At 48.6% G+C, this 16,062-nt stretch carries 16 protein-coding genes; 3 read left to right on the top strand and 13 right to left on the bottom strand.

Translation table 11 applies throughout. The features are described 5' to 3' along the window. Positions 1-16 precede the first annotated feature (16 nt). Entirely contained in the window at positions 17-1,213 is a 1,197-nt protein-coding gene (locus LKE88_RS08610) for a sodium/glutamate symporter (RefSeq protein ID WP_105327506.1), read from the bottom strand. A 334-nt stretch (positions 1,214-1,547) separates the two neighbouring features. Between LKE88_RS08610 and LKE88_RS08615 the strand changes: the two genes are divergently transcribed. Both LKE88_RS08615 and LKE88_RS08620 read left to right on the top strand, forming a co-directional pair. Next, the gene (locus LKE88_RS08615; RefSeq protein WP_276803374.1) at positions 1,548-2,942 is read left to right on the top strand and encodes an MmgE/PrpD family protein; all 1,395 of its coding nucleotides are present in this window, start codon (positions 1,548-1,550) and stop codon (positions 2,940-2,942) included. A gap of 53 nt (positions 2,943-2,995) precedes the next feature. Further along, a complete protein-coding gene (locus LKE88_RS08620; RefSeq protein ID WP_231087023.1) occupies positions 2,996-3,934 on the top strand; it encodes a LysR family transcriptional regulator in 939 nt (312 codons plus the stop codon). A 109-nt stretch (positions 3,935-4,043) separates the two neighbouring features. Here the strand turns inward: LKE88_RS08620 and LKE88_RS08625 are convergent, their stop codons facing one another. The 9 genes from LKE88_RS08625 to LKE88_RS08665 all read right to left on the bottom strand — a co-directional run bounded on the left by LKE88_RS08625 (position 4,044) and on the right by LKE88_RS08665 (position 12,887). Next, a complete protein-coding gene (locus LKE88_RS08625; protein WP_105327531.1) occupies positions 4,044-5,357 on the bottom strand; it encodes an acetyl-CoA hydrolase/transferase family protein in 1,314 nt (437 codons plus the stop codon). Positions 5,358-5,584: 227 nt separating this feature from the next. After that, a complete protein-coding gene (locus LKE88_RS08630; RefSeq protein WP_231087027.1) occupies positions 5,585-6,115 on the bottom strand; it encodes a 2-oxoacid:ferredoxin oxidoreductase subunit gamma family protein in 531 nt (176 codons plus the stop codon). Between the two features lie 2 nt (positions 6,116-6,117). Next, positions 6,118-6,933, bottom strand: coding sequence for a thiamine pyrophosphate-dependent enzyme (locus LKE88_RS08635; protein ID WP_105326506.1), 816 nt, complete (start codon positions 6,931-6,933; stop codon positions 6,118-6,120). After that, positions 6,933-8,081 carry a 2-oxoacid:acceptor oxidoreductase subunit alpha gene (locus LKE88_RS08640; RefSeq protein WP_276803379.1) on the bottom strand — a complete coding sequence of 383 codons (1,149 nt, stop codon included), beginning with the start codon at positions 8,079-8,081 and terminating at the stop codon, positions 6,933-6,935. Before LKE88_RS08640 ends, LKE88_RS08635 begins: the two co-directional genes overlap by 1 nt. Position 8,082: 1 nt before the next feature. Next, entirely contained in the window at positions 8,083-8,280 is a 198-nt protein-coding gene (locus tag LKE88_RS08645; RefSeq protein WP_105327496.1) for a 4Fe-4S dicluster domain-containing protein, read from the bottom strand. 41 nt (positions 8,281-8,321) lie between these two features. Beyond that, on the bottom strand, positions 8,322-8,702 hold the full coding sequence (locus LKE88_RS08650) for a DUF1667 domain-containing protein (RefSeq protein ID WP_105327495.1): 381 nt from the start codon (positions 8,700-8,702) through the stop codon (positions 8,322-8,324). Then, positions 8,699-9,961 carry an NAD(P)/FAD-dependent oxidoreductase gene (locus LKE88_RS08655; protein WP_105327494.1) on the bottom strand — a complete coding sequence of 421 codons (1,263 nt, stop codon included), beginning with the start codon at positions 9,959-9,961 and terminating at the stop codon, positions 8,699-8,701. Before LKE88_RS08655 ends, LKE88_RS08650 begins: the two co-directional genes overlap by 4 nt. Further along, positions 9,962-11,515, bottom strand: a complete 1,554-nt coding sequence (locus tag LKE88_RS08660; protein ID WP_105327493.1) for an NAD(P)/FAD-dependent oxidoreductase — start codon at positions 11,513-11,515, stop codon at positions 9,962-9,964. It abuts the gene before it with no gap. Positions 11,516-11,558: 43 nt separating this feature from the next. Next, positions 11,559-12,887 carry an SLC13 family permease gene (locus LKE88_RS08665; protein WP_105327492.1) on the bottom strand — a complete coding sequence of 443 codons (1,329 nt, stop codon included), beginning with the start codon at positions 12,885-12,887 and terminating at the stop codon, positions 11,559-11,561. Positions 12,888-13,171: 284 nt separating this feature from the next. Here LKE88_RS08665 and LKE88_RS08670 point away from each other — a divergent pair, with 284 nt between their 5' ends. Next, a complete protein-coding gene (locus tag LKE88_RS08670; RefSeq protein ID WP_105327491.1) occupies positions 13,172-14,011 on the top strand; it encodes a helix-turn-helix transcriptional regulator in 840 nt (279 codons plus the stop codon). 47 nt (positions 14,012-14,058) lie between these two features. Here LKE88_RS08670 and LKE88_RS08675 read toward each other — a convergent pair whose 3' ends face one another. The 3 genes from LKE88_RS08675 to LKE88_RS08685 form a co-directional block, all read right to left on the bottom strand. Continuing rightward, positions 14,059-15,327, bottom strand: coding sequence for a nickel pincer cofactor-dependent isomerase, group 22 (locus LKE88_RS08675; RefSeq protein ID WP_105327490.1), 1,269 nt, complete (start codon positions 15,325-15,327; stop codon positions 14,059-14,061). Positions 15,328-15,544: 217 nt separating this feature from the next. Beyond that, positions 15,545-15,688: a hypothetical protein gene (locus tag LKE88_RS08680; RefSeq protein WP_231086132.1), complete on the bottom strand. Its 144-nt coding sequence runs from the start codon at positions 15,686-15,688 to the stop codon at positions 15,545-15,547. Then, positions 15,689-15,940, bottom strand: coding sequence for a DUF2442 domain-containing protein (locus LKE88_RS08685; protein ID WP_105327489.1), 252 nt, complete (start codon positions 15,938-15,940; stop codon positions 15,689-15,691). Positions 15,941-16,062: the final 122 nt, after the last annotated feature.

Genomic DNA, 16,062 nt, shown 5'->3' on the forward strand with positions numbered 1-16,062 from the left:
TTTTTCACGCTTCTTTCTAAAGATTAGCAACCCACTTTTCAACCAGCGTAACAAATATGGGGTTATAAATATTTCCTGCAAGCACAGCCATTCCAGGGAACAAAATCCATGCAATGTGTGCGTAACCAAATTCATCGATAACAGCTTTCTCGTTAGCAACAGCATTTGGTGTTGCGCCCAAACCAGTCCCAATCAACCCGGCAACCATAACCGCAGAATTGTAAGATTTTCCGTAAACAGGGAAGGCAATGAAAACTGCCAAAAGAACCGTAACAGCAACTTCGCCTAACAAGATGATGGACATGGCACCAGCAACAGAAACCAGTTTCGTCAAATCCAAAGTCATGATAGTAATAGCAATAAACAAATACAGAATGAAGTGACTGATTACATTCATTTCATCAACATAACAATCCATATGCATACTTTCCATAACATTCCGGACAATAATACCTGCAAAGATACAGCCCAAGAAATACGGAACTTCTACATTAGGGATCTGTTTCAGCAATAAATAAATGGGGCCGCCAATACCGCTAGTCATCAGCAATAAGAAAAATGCATTTGCCATTCTTTTAGAATCCAAAGCATGAACCCCTTTTTTGTCTTCTTCCAACACAGGTGCTGCATCTTCCGGGCCAGGTTTTAAATGATACTTATGAATCAAGTAGCGCGCCGCAGGCCCGCCACACAGCGATGCGACGACCATACCAAATGTACCAGCAGCAACCCCAATAACCGTTGCCCCATCACAACCCAATTTTTCAAAGATAGGGCCAAATGCAGCAGCAGTTCCTACGCCACCATACATTGCCAAAGAGCCGCAAGAAAGGCCAATCAAAGGATGTACTCCTCCCAACTTTGCAAAAAAAACACCTACTATATCTTGGAGAGTAATTAAGAGAACAGTAATAATGCTTATTTTTAAGCACAACTTCCCGCCCTTTTTCAGCAAATCTGCCGTAAAGCCAAGGCCAACTGTAGTTAAGAATACATTCATTGACCAATTTCCAAGTGTTGCTGTCCATTTAATGTCTAAAATATTATTAACTTTCAAAAAGCATAAAACAAAGCTCACTAACAAACCTGATACAACGGGTGCTGGTATACAGAAATCTCGAAATATCTTTACACGAGCAACTATATAATTGCCTAATAAAACAACCAACGCAGCAATACCGGTGGTCATGATTAAATCGATAGTAACTTTCATATTGTCACTCTCTTTCGGATTTTTTTAGATTGGAATACATCCTCAACTTAAAAATACTTGTCAAAAACTGTCCAAATGTTTCACTGAATCCTCCCTTCGCTTTGATCAAAAAATGTGCGCGCAAATTTGAATATCATGAACAAATTCGATGAATTACTACATCAACACAGTACATCAAATATTCTGAAAAAACCAATGGTATTAAGTTTTTGCCGTTATAACCCATCAGTTAATGACTTTTTAGTTATCGATACAAGAACTATTTATCATTAGTCAAATTAAAATTCAGAAAATATACTAAAGTTAGTTCCAATTAATCAGTTGGAGGTAAAAAATGGACGAGTTAAAAAAAGTTTCTGAATTTGTAGCTGATTTTTCGTTGGAAAAAGTAGATGAGAATGTAAAAAAGAGTGCAAAAAAATGTATTCTGGATGTAGTTGGATTAGCAATGGGTGCTTATGACAATCCCATGTTCCAACAAATTAAGAAGGTTTATCTCCAAGCAGACAACCAAGCAGCACTGATAAGCAACGGAAATGGGGCTCATTTGGCTTCTATTTGGGGAAGTAACGAGCGGACTAACCTGCGGACTGCTGTATTTTTCAATGCCATGTTGGGCCATACACTGGAATTAGATGATGTGCATACCCGCTCAAAAACCCATATCGCTACTGTTGTAGTTCCAGCTGCTTGGGGGCTGGCAGAAGTACTCCATAAACCTGGGAAAAAGCTACTGGAAGCCGTTATTTGCGGTTATGAAGTTATGAGCCGGATTGGTATGGGCTTTGGAGTTTCCAGTCACCGGAATAAGGGCTGGCATGTAACTAGTACGGCCGGTACCTTTGGTGCTGCGGCAGCCTGCGCCAAGCTGCTGGATTTCACTCCAGAACAGTTTCTGGCAGCCTTGGGGCTTGCTGGCACTCAGTCCTTCGGGACCTGGGCTTTTCTGTCAGATGGAGCTACCAATAAGGTATTGCATCCAGCCCGGGCTGCGGCTAGTGGATTAGAATCCTGTCTTCTGGTACTGGGTGGAATGCGTGGCTCCGCCCATATACTGGATGCTAAGGACGGGGGAATTTTCCCTATGATGAGTGATGAATATAATTATTCCCTAGTGGACAAAGACCTTGGCAAAGTATACGAGATTCTCCAGGTGGACAAGAAGCCTTACCCCTGCTGCCGGAGTAGTCACTGTGTCATTGACGGGGTACTGGCCTTGCGTCGGGAAAACCATTTGCAGGCCGAAAATGTAGAATCCATACAAGTAAGCACCTATTTGGTAGGGCTTAAGCAATGCGGCTTATCAGATACCAGCAAAGTACCCAAACTCCCTACTCAAGCAAAGTTCTCCATTCCTTATGTAGCTGCCTGTGCACTCTTAGAAGGCAGTGTAGGATTAAATGATTTTCTCCCGGAAAAAATTCAGCGGCCTGAAATACAAGCTTTACTGCGTAAAGTTACCGTAAGAGAAGATTCTGCTTTTACTGCACGGTACCCAGATCATTGGGGATGTAAAGTTTCCATCACTTTGAAAAACGGTGAAACTTTAGAAAAAGTAGTGAAAGATGCATCAGGCAGTGTTTATTCCCCATTAACCGATTCTCAACTTCAGGCCAAAGTTCGAACCTGCTGTCAAAAGTATGATGCAGACTGGCTGAATCAGTTGATTGACGCTATTTTAGAATTGGATAACTTGAGTACACTTCCTTCCCTGGTATATACTAGATAACAGGATTGCTGGTGATTATAATCAGGAAAGCAGTCAGAAAGTAGGGATGTACCATGACTGAAAATGATCTGATGAAGATTGTCGCAATAGCTGAAGAAGGAAGTATGGCAAAAGCGGCACAGAAGTTATTTATTACACAGCCCGCATTAAGCAAAAGTTTGGCAAAAGTGGAAAAAGAACTAGGTGAAGCCCTGTTTACACGGAGCACGAATGGACTCATTCCAACAGATGCTGGCAAATATCTAGTCAATAAGGCCTACCAGATTCTAAAGCTATATGCAGACACCAGAGTAGAATTCTGTGAATTAAATCATATGCAAAAAGGTCTGTTAAAATTGGGCTCTGCAGAACGGATTGGAGCATTGCTGCTTCCCAACCTATTAAAAGCTTTTAGTGAGCGCTACCCTAATATCAAAATTGATATTGTAGAAGAAAATAGCGTATTTTTGGAAGAACAGGTACTTATGGGAGCATTAGACTTAGCCATAATTTGCCTTCCTCTGCGTAACGAGAATCTAAGTTATAAGGTTTTCTACCGAGGTCCCCTATTTCTAGCCATGCCAAAAGACAGTCCTGCAAATCGTTTGGCATTTTACAAAAACGGTGAAAAGATGCCCTATATCCACCTAGAGGACGTAATGGATCAGGAATTCATCCTAACTAAGCCTTTCAAAAAAACACGGATGGCCGCCGACAAAATTCTTAAACCTTTTGCAAAAGATCTAAAGATTTATATGGAATCTCAAAATATAGAAACTGTTATCCGTTTGGTAGCCGGAGGTATGGGAATATCTCTTGTACCATCCATCTACACAAAAAGTTACGTTACAGGGAACAATATCAACTATTATCAGGTGGAAGAAAAATATGATCCATTTTGGGAATGGGCAGTTATTTATAATGGAGAATTGGGACATTTAACACGACCTTCCCGTGAACTATACAAATTGATTGCACAAGAAGGTTGTTCCTTCCCTAGTTATCTAACATAATAAATAAGTGCTTTGGTTGCTTTTTTACAGCCAAAGCACTTATTTATTATGCAAGGAAGCCCCCAGCATCACGCCGGGGGCCTTAACTTTTTCTCTATTCTCTTTTCTCTTATCTAAACGTCTTATCCGCATAAGCCTGGAGTTCTGCCCGGCAGTCGGGATGAGCCACGGCAATCATGGCCTGGGCGCGTTCTTTCAGGGACAGGCCGGTCAAATGGGCCACGCCATACTCGGTAGCCACGTTCTGGATCAAGGCTCTGGGAGCGGAAATGGTGCTGCCTGCGGGGATAGTAGGCAGGATGTTGGAATGGCGGACGCCCTGTTTATCCACCCGGGAGGACTCGATGCAGATGTAGCCTGCGCCGCCCCGGGACAGGAAGGCGCCTTCCAAAAAGTCCAGCTGGCCGCCGGTGCCGGAAAGTTGCCGAGTGCCTACGGATTCGGCATTTTCCTGCCCCATGAGATCCAACTGCACGCCGCCGTTGATGCTGATGTAGTTGGAAATATTTTCCATCACCCGGGGATTATGGACGTAGTCCACTTCTGCCGGGTAGAACAGTTCGGGTTTTTCCTGGAGCCAATTATACAGCTCCTGGCTGCCGCTGGCCAGGTTCCAGGTGGACAGGCCGGTACGGACTTCCTTTTTGGCGTTGGTGAGCTTGCCGGCCTTGTAGAGGGCCAGGAAGGCATCGCTGATGGTGCCGGTATGGCAGCCCAGGTTTTCCCGGTCGCTTTTGGCCAGCAGCTGGGCAATGGTAAAGGGAATGGTCCCTACGCCCAAACTCAGGGTAGCGCCATTAGGAATCTCAGCCACTACATTTTGGGCAATCTGGATATCGGCTGCAGAAGGCTGCCGGTAGCCGGAGGTGATTAACGGGCCGTGTTCCCCTTCCACCAGGTAATCGGCGTCCTCAATAGACACTCGGTGGGAACCGTCCACGCCCTGGAGGGTGGGCAGCTTTTCGTTGATTTCAAAGATAACGGTCCGGGCCTTTTGGATAATGGTCTTCCAGCAGTAGCTGGCAAGCCCCAGGCCGCAGTATCCATTGGCGTCGGGCCTAGAAACCGGCACAATGGCCACATCCACTTGCAGGTAGTCCCGGTACATTTCCGGCAACAGCCGCAAAATCATGGGCACAAAGTGCAGCCGCCCCTGGGTAAACAGCTTCCGTTCATAGGCGCCCAAATGCCAGCTGTAGTACTGGAAATGCTTCATCTCCGGGTCACAGTCCACGGTATGGATAATGGGCTGGTACACCAGTCCGCCCCGGATCTTTACGTCCGTCAGCTCGTCCCGACGGTCCGCCAGGGCCTGGTCCATAAGCTCGGCAAAGCCGCTGCCGAAGCCAAAATCCACCCAATCCCCGCTTTGGATGGCCTTGGCGGCCTCTGCCGGTGTACAAATTTTAGGTTGTTTTGCCATTGTATTGCCTCCTTTGGCACTGTAACAGTTTCTTACTTATCATAACGGTTTTTCCACCGAATTTCCAGAACGGGCAAACAAATTGCTCCGTTCCCTATCAGAAATAAGTATGTCGGATATTCTTTGGCAGAAAGAATATCCGACACACATAGAGGGGTGTTTATCGCAAACTATTAAAGGAGAATGTTAAGTGAAGTGAATCAAAAAATCTCTGTTTATCGTTTTTCTTATGCCAATTCCATGCCTTTTTCGAAAGCCTTTTGGTTGCTATCGATAACCTTCTGCTTCCCGCCAAAACGGGCAATGATGCCCTGCTTGACGCTTTCCGGCTTCAGCAGCCCGGTCTTCTTCATCATGGCACCCAAGGCAATGAAGTTGGCACTTTGGATGCTCCCCAGTTCTACAGCCAGCTGGCGGAAAGGATAACCCAATGCTGTGCCTTTGGCACCTGCCTTGGGTTTTACTTCGTCAGAATCGTAGAACACCAGGGTATCATCTGTAAAGCTGTCCACATACCGGTCATAGGCCACTTGGGCCAGGCACAGGATAATGTCGGGCACCGCAATGTTGGGATAGCCAATCAGTTCATCGCTTAAAATAACATCCGTCTTGGTAAAGGTCCCGCGGGCTTCTGAGCCGTAGGAAGCACTCATGGTTGCGTTCAGGCCTTCTTCATGCAGGGAGGCTTGGCCCATGACTTCACCCACGGACACAACCCCCTGGCCGCCTACACCGGACAATACGATTTCTTTTTTCATCTTTATCCCTCAACTTCCTGCGCATCGATAATCTTCTTGTAGCTGGTATAGTAGTCTTCCCGGGGCGCATTCTTCAGGCAGCCTACCACCAGTTTCCCAGCCAGTTCTTCTTCCGTCATCTTGGCGGCCTGGGCCACCGTGACGCTCTGGTCGTTCATCAGCTTCATCATCTTGGAAGCTTCGCCCAGCTTGTTGAACTTGCCATAGTGGGTGGGGCAGTCGGACATGACCTCAATCAGGGAGAACCCTTGTACCTGCATCCCTTCCTTAATCAGTTTGCGGATCAGTACGGGATTGTAGACAGTAGCACGGCCTACATAGGAAGCACCTGCCGCAATGGCCAGCTTGCAGATATCGAAATTCTGTTCTACATGGCCGTAGGGAGAGGTTTGGGTAATGCTGTGGGTAGGGGTAGTGGCGGAATACTGGCCGCCGGTCTGCCCATAGTTGTAGTTGTTGGAGATAATGGCCGTTACGTTGATGTTACGCCGGGCTGCATGGATCAGATGGTTGCCGCCAATGGTGGTACCATCCCCATCACCCATGGTGCACAGCACGTGCAGGTCCGGGTTGCCCAGGGCTACGCCCGTAGCAGCTGCCAGGGCACGGCCATGGGTTACGTGCATGCAGTTGATGTCCAGATAGTCGTCCACACGGCCAAAGCAGCCGATGCCGCTGACCAGGGCAATATCATGCTTGTCCAGGTCCAGGTCCGCCATGACCTGGGCAATGGATTGCAGGACAATACCGTGCCCGCACCCGGCACACCAGGTATGGGGCAATTTATTGAACAGCATATAATCCTTATACGATTTCATTATTTCGTACCTCCCTTGTAAGCATCCACAATCTGCTGAGGAGTAATCAGTACGCCATCCGTCCGGTTGGCCTGGATTACCTGGCAGCCATAGTCGTTGAACTTCCGGACTTCACCGGCCAATTGGCCCATGTTCAGTTCGGCAACCACCACGGTCTTGGCTTGTTTCAGGGCTTCCCGGATTTCCTTTTCCGGCATGGGCCATACGGTTACCAGCTGCAGCAGCCCGGCCTTGATGCCCTGCTTGCGCAGCAGCTGTACGGCGTTCAGGGAACTCCGCACAGAGCAGCCAAAGGAAATCAGGATTACCTCAGCATCTTCCAGCTGGAATTTCCGGGTAATGGTAATGTCATCCACGTGTTTTTCGATCTTGTCCAGCAGGTAATGGGTTACCCGGTTGATGTTTTCCGGGGAGGGGTTGAATTCACCCTTTTCGTTATGGGTGGAACCGGTGGTGCGCATCAGGAGGTTTCTATCCCCTACAGCCACCATGGGCGCCACTTCCGCGTTTTCATAGTTGTACGGCCGGAAGTCCTTTTGGGCAGTACCAGGAGCCGGTGCCTTGCGGTTTACGATTTCTTCCGGTTTTACCAGGTGGATGGTCAGGGTTTCCCGCAGGTGCCCCACCACTTCATCGGCCAGGAAAATTACCGGGGTACGGTATTTTTCGGCCAGGTTGAAGGCCGTAATGGACAGATCGTAGCAATCCTGTACGGAGGAAGGTGCCAGGGCGATGATGCTGTGGTCCCCATGGGCTCCGTACCGGGCCTGCATCAGGTCGCCCTGGGCCGGTTTCGTAGCAGCACCGGTGGACGGGCCGCTGCGCTGCACATCGTATACCACACAGGGCAGTTCAGACATGATGCCCAGGCCCAGGTTTTCCTGCATCAGGGAGAAGCCAGGGCCGCTGGTAGCGGTGAAGGCCTTCTTCCCAGCCAGGGAAGCACCCAAAAGGGCTGCCATGGAGCTCAGTTCATCTTCCATCTGGATATAAATACCGCCGTGGCGGGGCAGTTCCTTGGCTGCGCTTTTGGCAACTTCTGAACTGGGAGAAATAGGATAGCCTGCGAAAAAGCGGGCTCCGGCAGCAATGGCGCCGGCGGTCATCGCTTCGTTACCTTCCATGAATTTCTTTTCTTCTTTAGCCATTCTATTTGACCTCCACTTCTATAGCAAAATCAGGACAGCGCATCTGGCACAATTTGCAGCCAATGCAGTCCTCCGGCCGAGCAACTACCGGGTAGTCCCCGTACTTTTGATCAAACACCTGTTTGGGGCACAGTGCGGAGCAGATTCCGCACTGTTTACAAAGCTTGTTTTCAATCGTAATTTTAATATCCTTATCCATGTTCCAGCCTCCTGCAGCAGCCTTTTTCAAGGCTCAATAGGTTATTGGTTTGATGCCACATCCTTGGTGGCAATAATGTCCACGCCCAAATGCAGTACATCGGGAATGATTACTGTACCCGCCTTCACCGGGGCATCCACTTCCACCTTGCGGATTTCTTTCATCACTTCGAAAATCTGGTTTTTGGGAATGGCGCCGCTAGTCCGGACACTTACCAGAGGCAGGTCCCCATTGCGCACCAGCACGGAACTGGCAATAGTCCGTCTGGGATCCGTCATTTCCTGCTGGGCATATTCGACACCCCGTTTGCACAGGTTGCCGGTTACTTGGCTAATGGTTACTTTCCCCTGGGCATCCTGGTCATAGGAAATATCCAGCGTGCAGCCGTTGGGGCAGACAATGCAGGTAATGGTCTTTTTCATTCTACAGCCACCTCGATTTCATCCTGCCCACTCAGTTTGGAGCTTTGCAGGGGCAGCTCAATCATATTGGCAGGAAGAGCATTGATTACCGTTTTCTTGGCAATCACCTGGCCTCCCTGTTTAACTACAATGTGGGCATTCCGCTGGGGCTGCCGCACTCTGAAGGAAAACTTAAAGTCCGCAGAGCCACTGACTCTTTGGGGAATCACATGGCCAATATTGTTGCCGCATTTGACGGGGATATCCTTTTCCGGCAAGCCTTCTTTGATATACCGGGTGATGCCGTCGGCCATGGTTTCCGCTTCCATGGAAACGAAGTCCACCAGGTCGTGAACGTGAAGCACGTTGCCGGCAGCAAAGAGGCCGGGTACCGTGGTCTGATAAAATTCGTCCACCAAAGCCCCCTTGGTATGGGGATCCAGCTGGGCACCAGCGCCAATAGTCAGTTCATTTTCCGGAATCAGACCTACGGACAGAATCAGCGTATCGCAGGCATATTCCTTTTCTGTTCCGGCAATGGGCTGCAGTTTATCGTCCACTTCGGAAATAACCACGCTTTCCAGCCGGTCCGTGCCCCGGATATCCGTTACCGTATGGCTCATGGCCAAAGGAATATCGTAATCGTGGAGACACTGCTCAATATTTCTGGGCAGTCCGCTGGGAATGGGGTTGATTTCAAAGACGCCGATAACATGAGCACCTTCCAGGGTCAGCCGTCTGGCCATAATCAGCCCGATATCCCCGGAGCCCAGGATTACGATTTCCTTGCCCGGCATCCGGTTCTGCAGGTTGATGTAGGCCTGGGCCACACCCGCCGTAATGACACCGGCCGGCCGGGTTCCTGGAATGGCCAAAGCGCCTCTGGTCCGTTCCCGGCAGCCCATGGTCAGCACAACGGCCTTGGCCTGAACCAGAATCATGCCTTCCGAATGGGAAGCGTAGACCTTGTGGTCAGCGGTTACATTGATGACCGTTGTATCCGTAATATATTTGATATTTCGCTTTTCTACTTCCTTGATGAACCGCAGGGCATATTCCGGACCGCTTAAAGTTTCTCCAAAACGGGTCAGGCCAAAGCCATCGTGAATGCATTGCTTCAGGATGCCGCCCAGCTGGTGTTCCCGTTCCAGGATTAAAATATCCGTTACTCCCTTGTCGTATAACTGTACAGCTGCAGCCAGTCCGGCAGGACCACCGCCTACGATGACCACATCTGCGTTCAGGAAAGACTGCTTCTGTTTATTCTCTGCGCCTTCCATTTATTCTTCCTCCTCCGTTTGGGTTGGACGAACTTCACCGGTAAAAATCCAACCGTTTTCTCTTTGGTACCGCAAATCTTCCGGATGAACGCCCAATTCCTGTTCCAGCAATTGGGTAATCCGGGTCTGGCAATACCCGCCCTGGCAGCGTCCCATCATGGAACGGGTCCGGTTTTTGATGCCGGTCAGGGTATGAACACCCAGGGGATTGTGAATGGCCTGCATGATTTCTGCTTTGGAAACATTTTCGCAGCGGCAGAACACTTCGCCGTAATCCGGATTGGCCTTGATGGCTTCCATTTTTTCTTCCAGGCTCATTTCTGCAAACCGTTTGATGGGCTTCCGAATGGGGTTAAAGTCCTCATTCAAAGGAACCTTGGTTCCTTCTTCTTCCTCCCGGCCCAGGATAATCGCCCGTACCCGGCGGGCCAGCGGCAGTGCTGCCGTAACGCCCGGAGATTCAATGCCTACCAGGCTGACCGTATGAGGAATCTTTTCATCGGACTGAATCAGGAAATCCTGGGGTTCCTTGGTAACTGGATCACAGTTTCTCCAGCGGATACCTACGAAATTGCGAATAAAGTACTGCCGTTCCATTTTGGTAAACATCTTCCGGCCATCCTGGAACAGCCGGGTCAGGCTGTGTTCCTGGTTGGCATAATCTTCTCTGCCGGGAGTAATGTACCAATCCGGGCCTACCAAAATGTTGCCGTCCACGGTAGGTGTGGCATGGGTTGCAAAACCGCCCCGGTCATTAGGTGCCGGGTACACAGGAGTCTTCAGGAAGGCCCCTGCCTTTTTGTCCAGCACATAGTATTCGCCTTTGTACCCTCTCTGGTACACGAAGGGATAGCCCAGCATTTGGCCAATGGCCACCGCATAGGCACCTGCGCTGTTGATGACCCATTTGGCACAGATTACATCCCGGTTGGTGGTAATCTGATACACGCCCTCTTTGGCGTCCAGGGTGCCTCCTTGCAGGTTCAGCCGGGCAAGCCGTTTCTGGTCTTCCACCGGATCCAAATGAACAATGCCGGTTACCTTCGTACCCAAGCTGAATTCCACACCGTTCTTGCAGGCATTTTCGGCCAAGGCGATATTGTATTGGATAGGATCCAGAATCCCAGAAGCCGGTACGTACATAGCAAAGTTGCCGCCTGCATTGGGCTCAATCCGGTGCATTTCTTCCTGGTCCACCATGCGAATCCCCTTGACTCCGTTGGCTTCCCCATTGGCCTTGAATCGCAGGATGTTTTCCCGGTCATGCTCCGTAAAACCTACCACCAGTTTCCCCGTCCGTTTGAAAGGTACGCCCAACTCGGCTGCTACCGTATCAAACTCCTGGTTGCCTTCCACAGAACACTTGGCCCGCAGGCTGCCCAGCTTATAGGTGAAGCCTGCATGAAGCATCCCTGTATTCCGGCTGGAATTCCCAGTGGCCACGTCCAATTCTTTTTCCAGCACAATTGTGTGCAGTTTATATTTGGCCAACTCTCTTGCAATGGCGCACCCTACTACCCCGGCGCCAATGATTGCTACATCATACTGCTTCATAATGATTTCCTCCTAAGACTTTTATAGGAACAGCATCGCCGGTCTAAAACAGGATGCCGGGAGCTGTCAGACAAACCGCAATCATAAAGATGATCCACAGCGGACCGCCAATCTTCACATAATCACTAAAGGTATAGCCGGCTGGCAGGATCTGCATGTTTACCGGAGTCCCAATGGGTGTTGCAATAGCCATGTTGGAAGCAATGGCAATCAGGATAATAAAGGGCGCCGGGCTCAGTCCCATTTTCTGGGCCAGAGGAATGTAGATAGGCGCCAGCATGGCGGATACGGAAACGTTGGACATGAACAGGGTCAGGAAACTGCCCAGGATAAACATCACCCACAAGATGACGTTCAGCGAGGCATTTTCACCGCCAAACAGGTTCAGAATGGTGTTGGCAATCAATTTGCCAGCGCCGGTATTTTCCAGGCCTGTTCCCAAAGTGGTAATGGCACCTACGGTCAACAGTACATCCCAGCCCAGGTTCTTCAGGGTCTCTTTATAGTTGATGGTCTTGGTGGCAAACAGAATCATGGAACCAATCAAGGCCACGTTGGCAATGTTCAAATAGTTGCTGAAGGGTTTGAACCCGCACAGTACAAAACCTAAAATGCAGACGAACAAGGTAATGACGGAAATGATTTGTTTGGATTTAGGTACATCGGTGTGAGCATTGGCATCCACATCAGAACTGGAGTTGGCAAAGGTGTTGCCATCATTGAAATGGGGGCTGCCCGGCTTCAGAGTCTTTTTGGTAATGTCATAGCCGATGGTTGCAAAGTACAGAATCATCAGCAGGTCCACAATCCACATAACCTTGGTCACATCAAAGACGCCCATCCCTGCTTCAAAGCCAGGGGTCTGCATCAAGAAACTGTTGGCCGTGTTCTGGGAAGTGGAACCAACCAAGGTCGTGGCACCGCCAACGATACAGGCAATACCGGCTGGCATGATCACCATCTTGGAATGAATCTTGCCTTTGGACCCTGCCGCTACTGCAGCGATAATGGGCATCCACATGGCAATGCAGCCGGAATCACTCATGAAGGCGGACATTAAAACACAAACCGTTACTACCATTACAGTAAAAATCCGTTCATTCTGGAACATCTTCATCTTACTTAACGCTACGCCAATCTTTTGGGCAACACCGGTTTGGAACAGTGCATCCCCTACAATCATCATCCCGGCAATCATACATACCGGGGCACTGCCAAAACCTGAATAAATTGCCGACAACTTGACGCTGGGAAGCAGAATCCCCATTGCCAAGGAGCAAAGCATCGCGGTTACGGCCATGGGGAATACCCGTCCTATAAAAAGGAGCATGGTTATCACCGTGATGATAATGCAAAGTGTGCTCTCACTCATTTCGTTCCCTCCTACCAATAGCATTTTCACTTCAAAGGTTATCGACTTGGTAAACCATTTTCAAAAACGCCTGCAGGGCTTTCGTCACTTCTGCATTTTAGAGATTTCAGATAATACTTTCAATTGTTTTGAAAGCTTCTAGCACGATAGGTCAATTTTTAGTATAATTTGAAGACGGGATGTCTATTCCCATTGTTGCATTTATAATTATTACACTAGCTGTATAATATGCTGTCTTTCTGTAACATCCGTTATATAGCCTGCCTGTCTAAAGGAGGTCTTTCATGTCCCAACCGCTGTATTATGCGTATTGGAGTGACCATAACGTTAATCCCAAGCCCCATCTGCATGACCAGGTAGAGGTATACCTGAGCTTGGAAGATAAGGGGGATTTCTTTCTCCAGGAAAGCCGTTATCCCTTAAAAAGAGGCAGCCTTTTCCTGATTCACCCTTTTGAGATCCATCACGGCTTTGTAGACGGCCATGAGTCTACCGCCCGGTATGCCATCCGCTTTCCCCTTTCCCTGCTCCAGTTTCTCTCCACTCCTGAAAGTGACCTGACGGCCTTATTTGAAGCAGCCCCCAAACACCTGCTGCTCACCCAGTCCGAACTGGTTAAAGTCTGCAATTATATGGACCGGCTGGTGAACCCGCCTTCCGGGAAGCAGCCTTTTGGCGCAGATATTGCCCTAAATTTGCTCCTGGGACAATGTATCCTGACTTTGGCCCAAATTGTCAAAAAGCGGGGTCCCGCCAAGCAGGCAGCCCCCACCAAGTATGACGATTTAATCAAAAATATGCTCCAGTATATCTATGACCATTACAAAGAAGACATTACCCTGGATGAATTTTCCAACCATATGTTTGTCAGTAAGTCCCGGCTTTGCAAAATCTTTAAGGACCAAACCGGCTTTACCATCGGAAATTACATCACTATGTACCGACTCCAAAAAGCCTGCCACCTGCTGCAGGAAGGAGAAAAAGTGAAAGCAGTTGGAAAAGCCGTTGGTTTTAAGACTTATACCCACTTTATCCGTACTTTCACCAGTAAACTGGGCGTTTCCCCGAAAAAGTTTGTCAAGGAACAGCCTTTTACAGAAACGGAAGATATAGAACAGCCCTAAAAAAAACAGGACAAGCGCCATTTCTGACGTTTGTCCTGTTTTTTATTTTATTCTGGCAGGCAAAGCGTACCTTTGTCATCAAAGGGGACTTCCATAAAATCATGGATGATTTTCCCTTTCTCTGGGTCCAAAGCTTCCACCAAGGGCCGGGTCGCCCAGATGTGGCGCAGGTCCCCGCTGCTGGTAATAATGGCCAGCTTCATTTTATCCTTATCGATTTTTCCCGCAGCCTTCATACAGGCTTGAAAAACCAGCTTGTCCGTTTCCATGGTGGGCGGAATTTTGGCGGTAAAGGGTTTCATACCCGTCAGGGCATTAATGACGGTCATGGTTTCGTCCACTTTCACCCGCAGGCGCCGGCTAATAAAGTCCCCCATGCCAATACCGTTGCCGTTTCCTTCCGATTTATCCGTCAAGGAGAGGATGCCCAGTTCTGTTACATCCGGTCCTACATTGGGCCGATTATTGATAGGGCGCCCTACAATGGCAGGATCCATGCCTGTGCCGGAGATGTCTTTCCCCAATTTTTGGCAAATCAGCACATCCATATGTTCAAAAGGAATCCGTGGTACCATTTTCATGGCCCGTTCCAAAATTTTTGGTTCTTCTTCCTCAATTTCTTCTTTTCTCAGTACATACACATCGGCCAGCTGGTCATAGCCGTTCTCAATGGCGGCAATACCGCCTACCACCTTCACATGACGCAGGGCGGTGAGCCCCACTCTTGCCATATTATCGTTCAAGTAATCGGTGCCCAGGCTATGGGTCATGGCTGCCCCCACATGCTTGGCCAATCCAATGGCCAGCATTTTCACCAACCCGCTCTGATACTTTCCATAAATGGAAGTATGGGTTTTTACCCGGTTCAGCAGCAAAATACCATCGGCATAAAAAGCATTCTTATCAATATATACCGGCAGGTTCAAACTGGTCCGGGCCACTTCTACCACATCCATACTGGAAACAATGGGTGCCCCCACGGATGCTTCCGTGATGCCCAAGTTCTTTAGAACTTCAATCTGTCCTGCTGCCGTGGCTCCGCCGTGGCTGCCCATGGCCGGTACAATAAAGGGAATCCCCTTCTTCTCCTTAATATAGGCTACTGCCGTCCGCATCAGCGTCACATAGTCGGCAATTCCCCGGCTGCCTCCGGTAATGGCAATTCTCTGCCCTGGTTCTATGGGAAGATTCTTTTCTCTTAACCGATTGAGCAAGGTCTCACTGACCTTGTCCAGCCGGGTGCTGTCAAAGATAGTAGCAATTTCAGCAACCTCTGGAATTTCATAACCAGAGAGCATTTCTGTCAACGATCCCATACTGTCCCCCTCCTCTAAAATTACGAATCATTTCTATTGTCAGTATAGCATGAGAAGGTTTTCATAAATTATTATATGTATTCTGATAATTAGCGTTTCTTCTTTTCTTACAATTTACCTTTCTATTAATCTTCCTAATAAAGAATTATAGATTTTATTGTTGTCTAAAGCTCCATTTTTTCAATAAATAATCTATTCTTAATCAATAGAATGGCCTTTAGCTTTGTTCTTCCTTACAGGTGTTTCCTGCAGCTGCCTGCTGCACAAAAAGAAAAATCCCAACAATTATTTTGTCAGGATTCCGCTTTTTCAAGTGCTTTGCCAAACTGGCAGCAGCAGCCAGCCAAATAGTTTCCTTCAATTATTCTGCATCTACTCCGTTCTGGTACAGCTCGTGGCAGGACAGCTCCAGGTCCTCATTCCAGCTGATGCCGTAGCCGCCGGTATCCACCTGAACCTGGGCAAACAGTTCCTTATCCGTCAAGAGCGCCCAAAAGGCTTCCCACTGGGCGGCCGCACCTCTGATATCGTAGTGTTTCTTTTCTCCGTTTTCGAATTCCACCAAGAGTCGGCGCCCGCTTTGGGGCTGTACGTTCTTGATTCGCTGCAGCATCTGTTTCGCTCCCTTCCGTGCAATCTATTGGTAGTATAGCATAGATTTTTCTCTAACGCTTCTGTTACAATAGAAGATAGATTGATGCGCCCTGGGGCAGGAAAGCCTGCCCCGTTTGCCTA

Source organism: Acidaminococcus hominis, from assembly GCF_022484025.1.
GTDB classification, from domain to species: domain Bacteria; phylum Bacillota; class Negativicutes; order Acidaminococcales; family Acidaminococcaceae; genus Acidaminococcus; species Acidaminococcus hominis.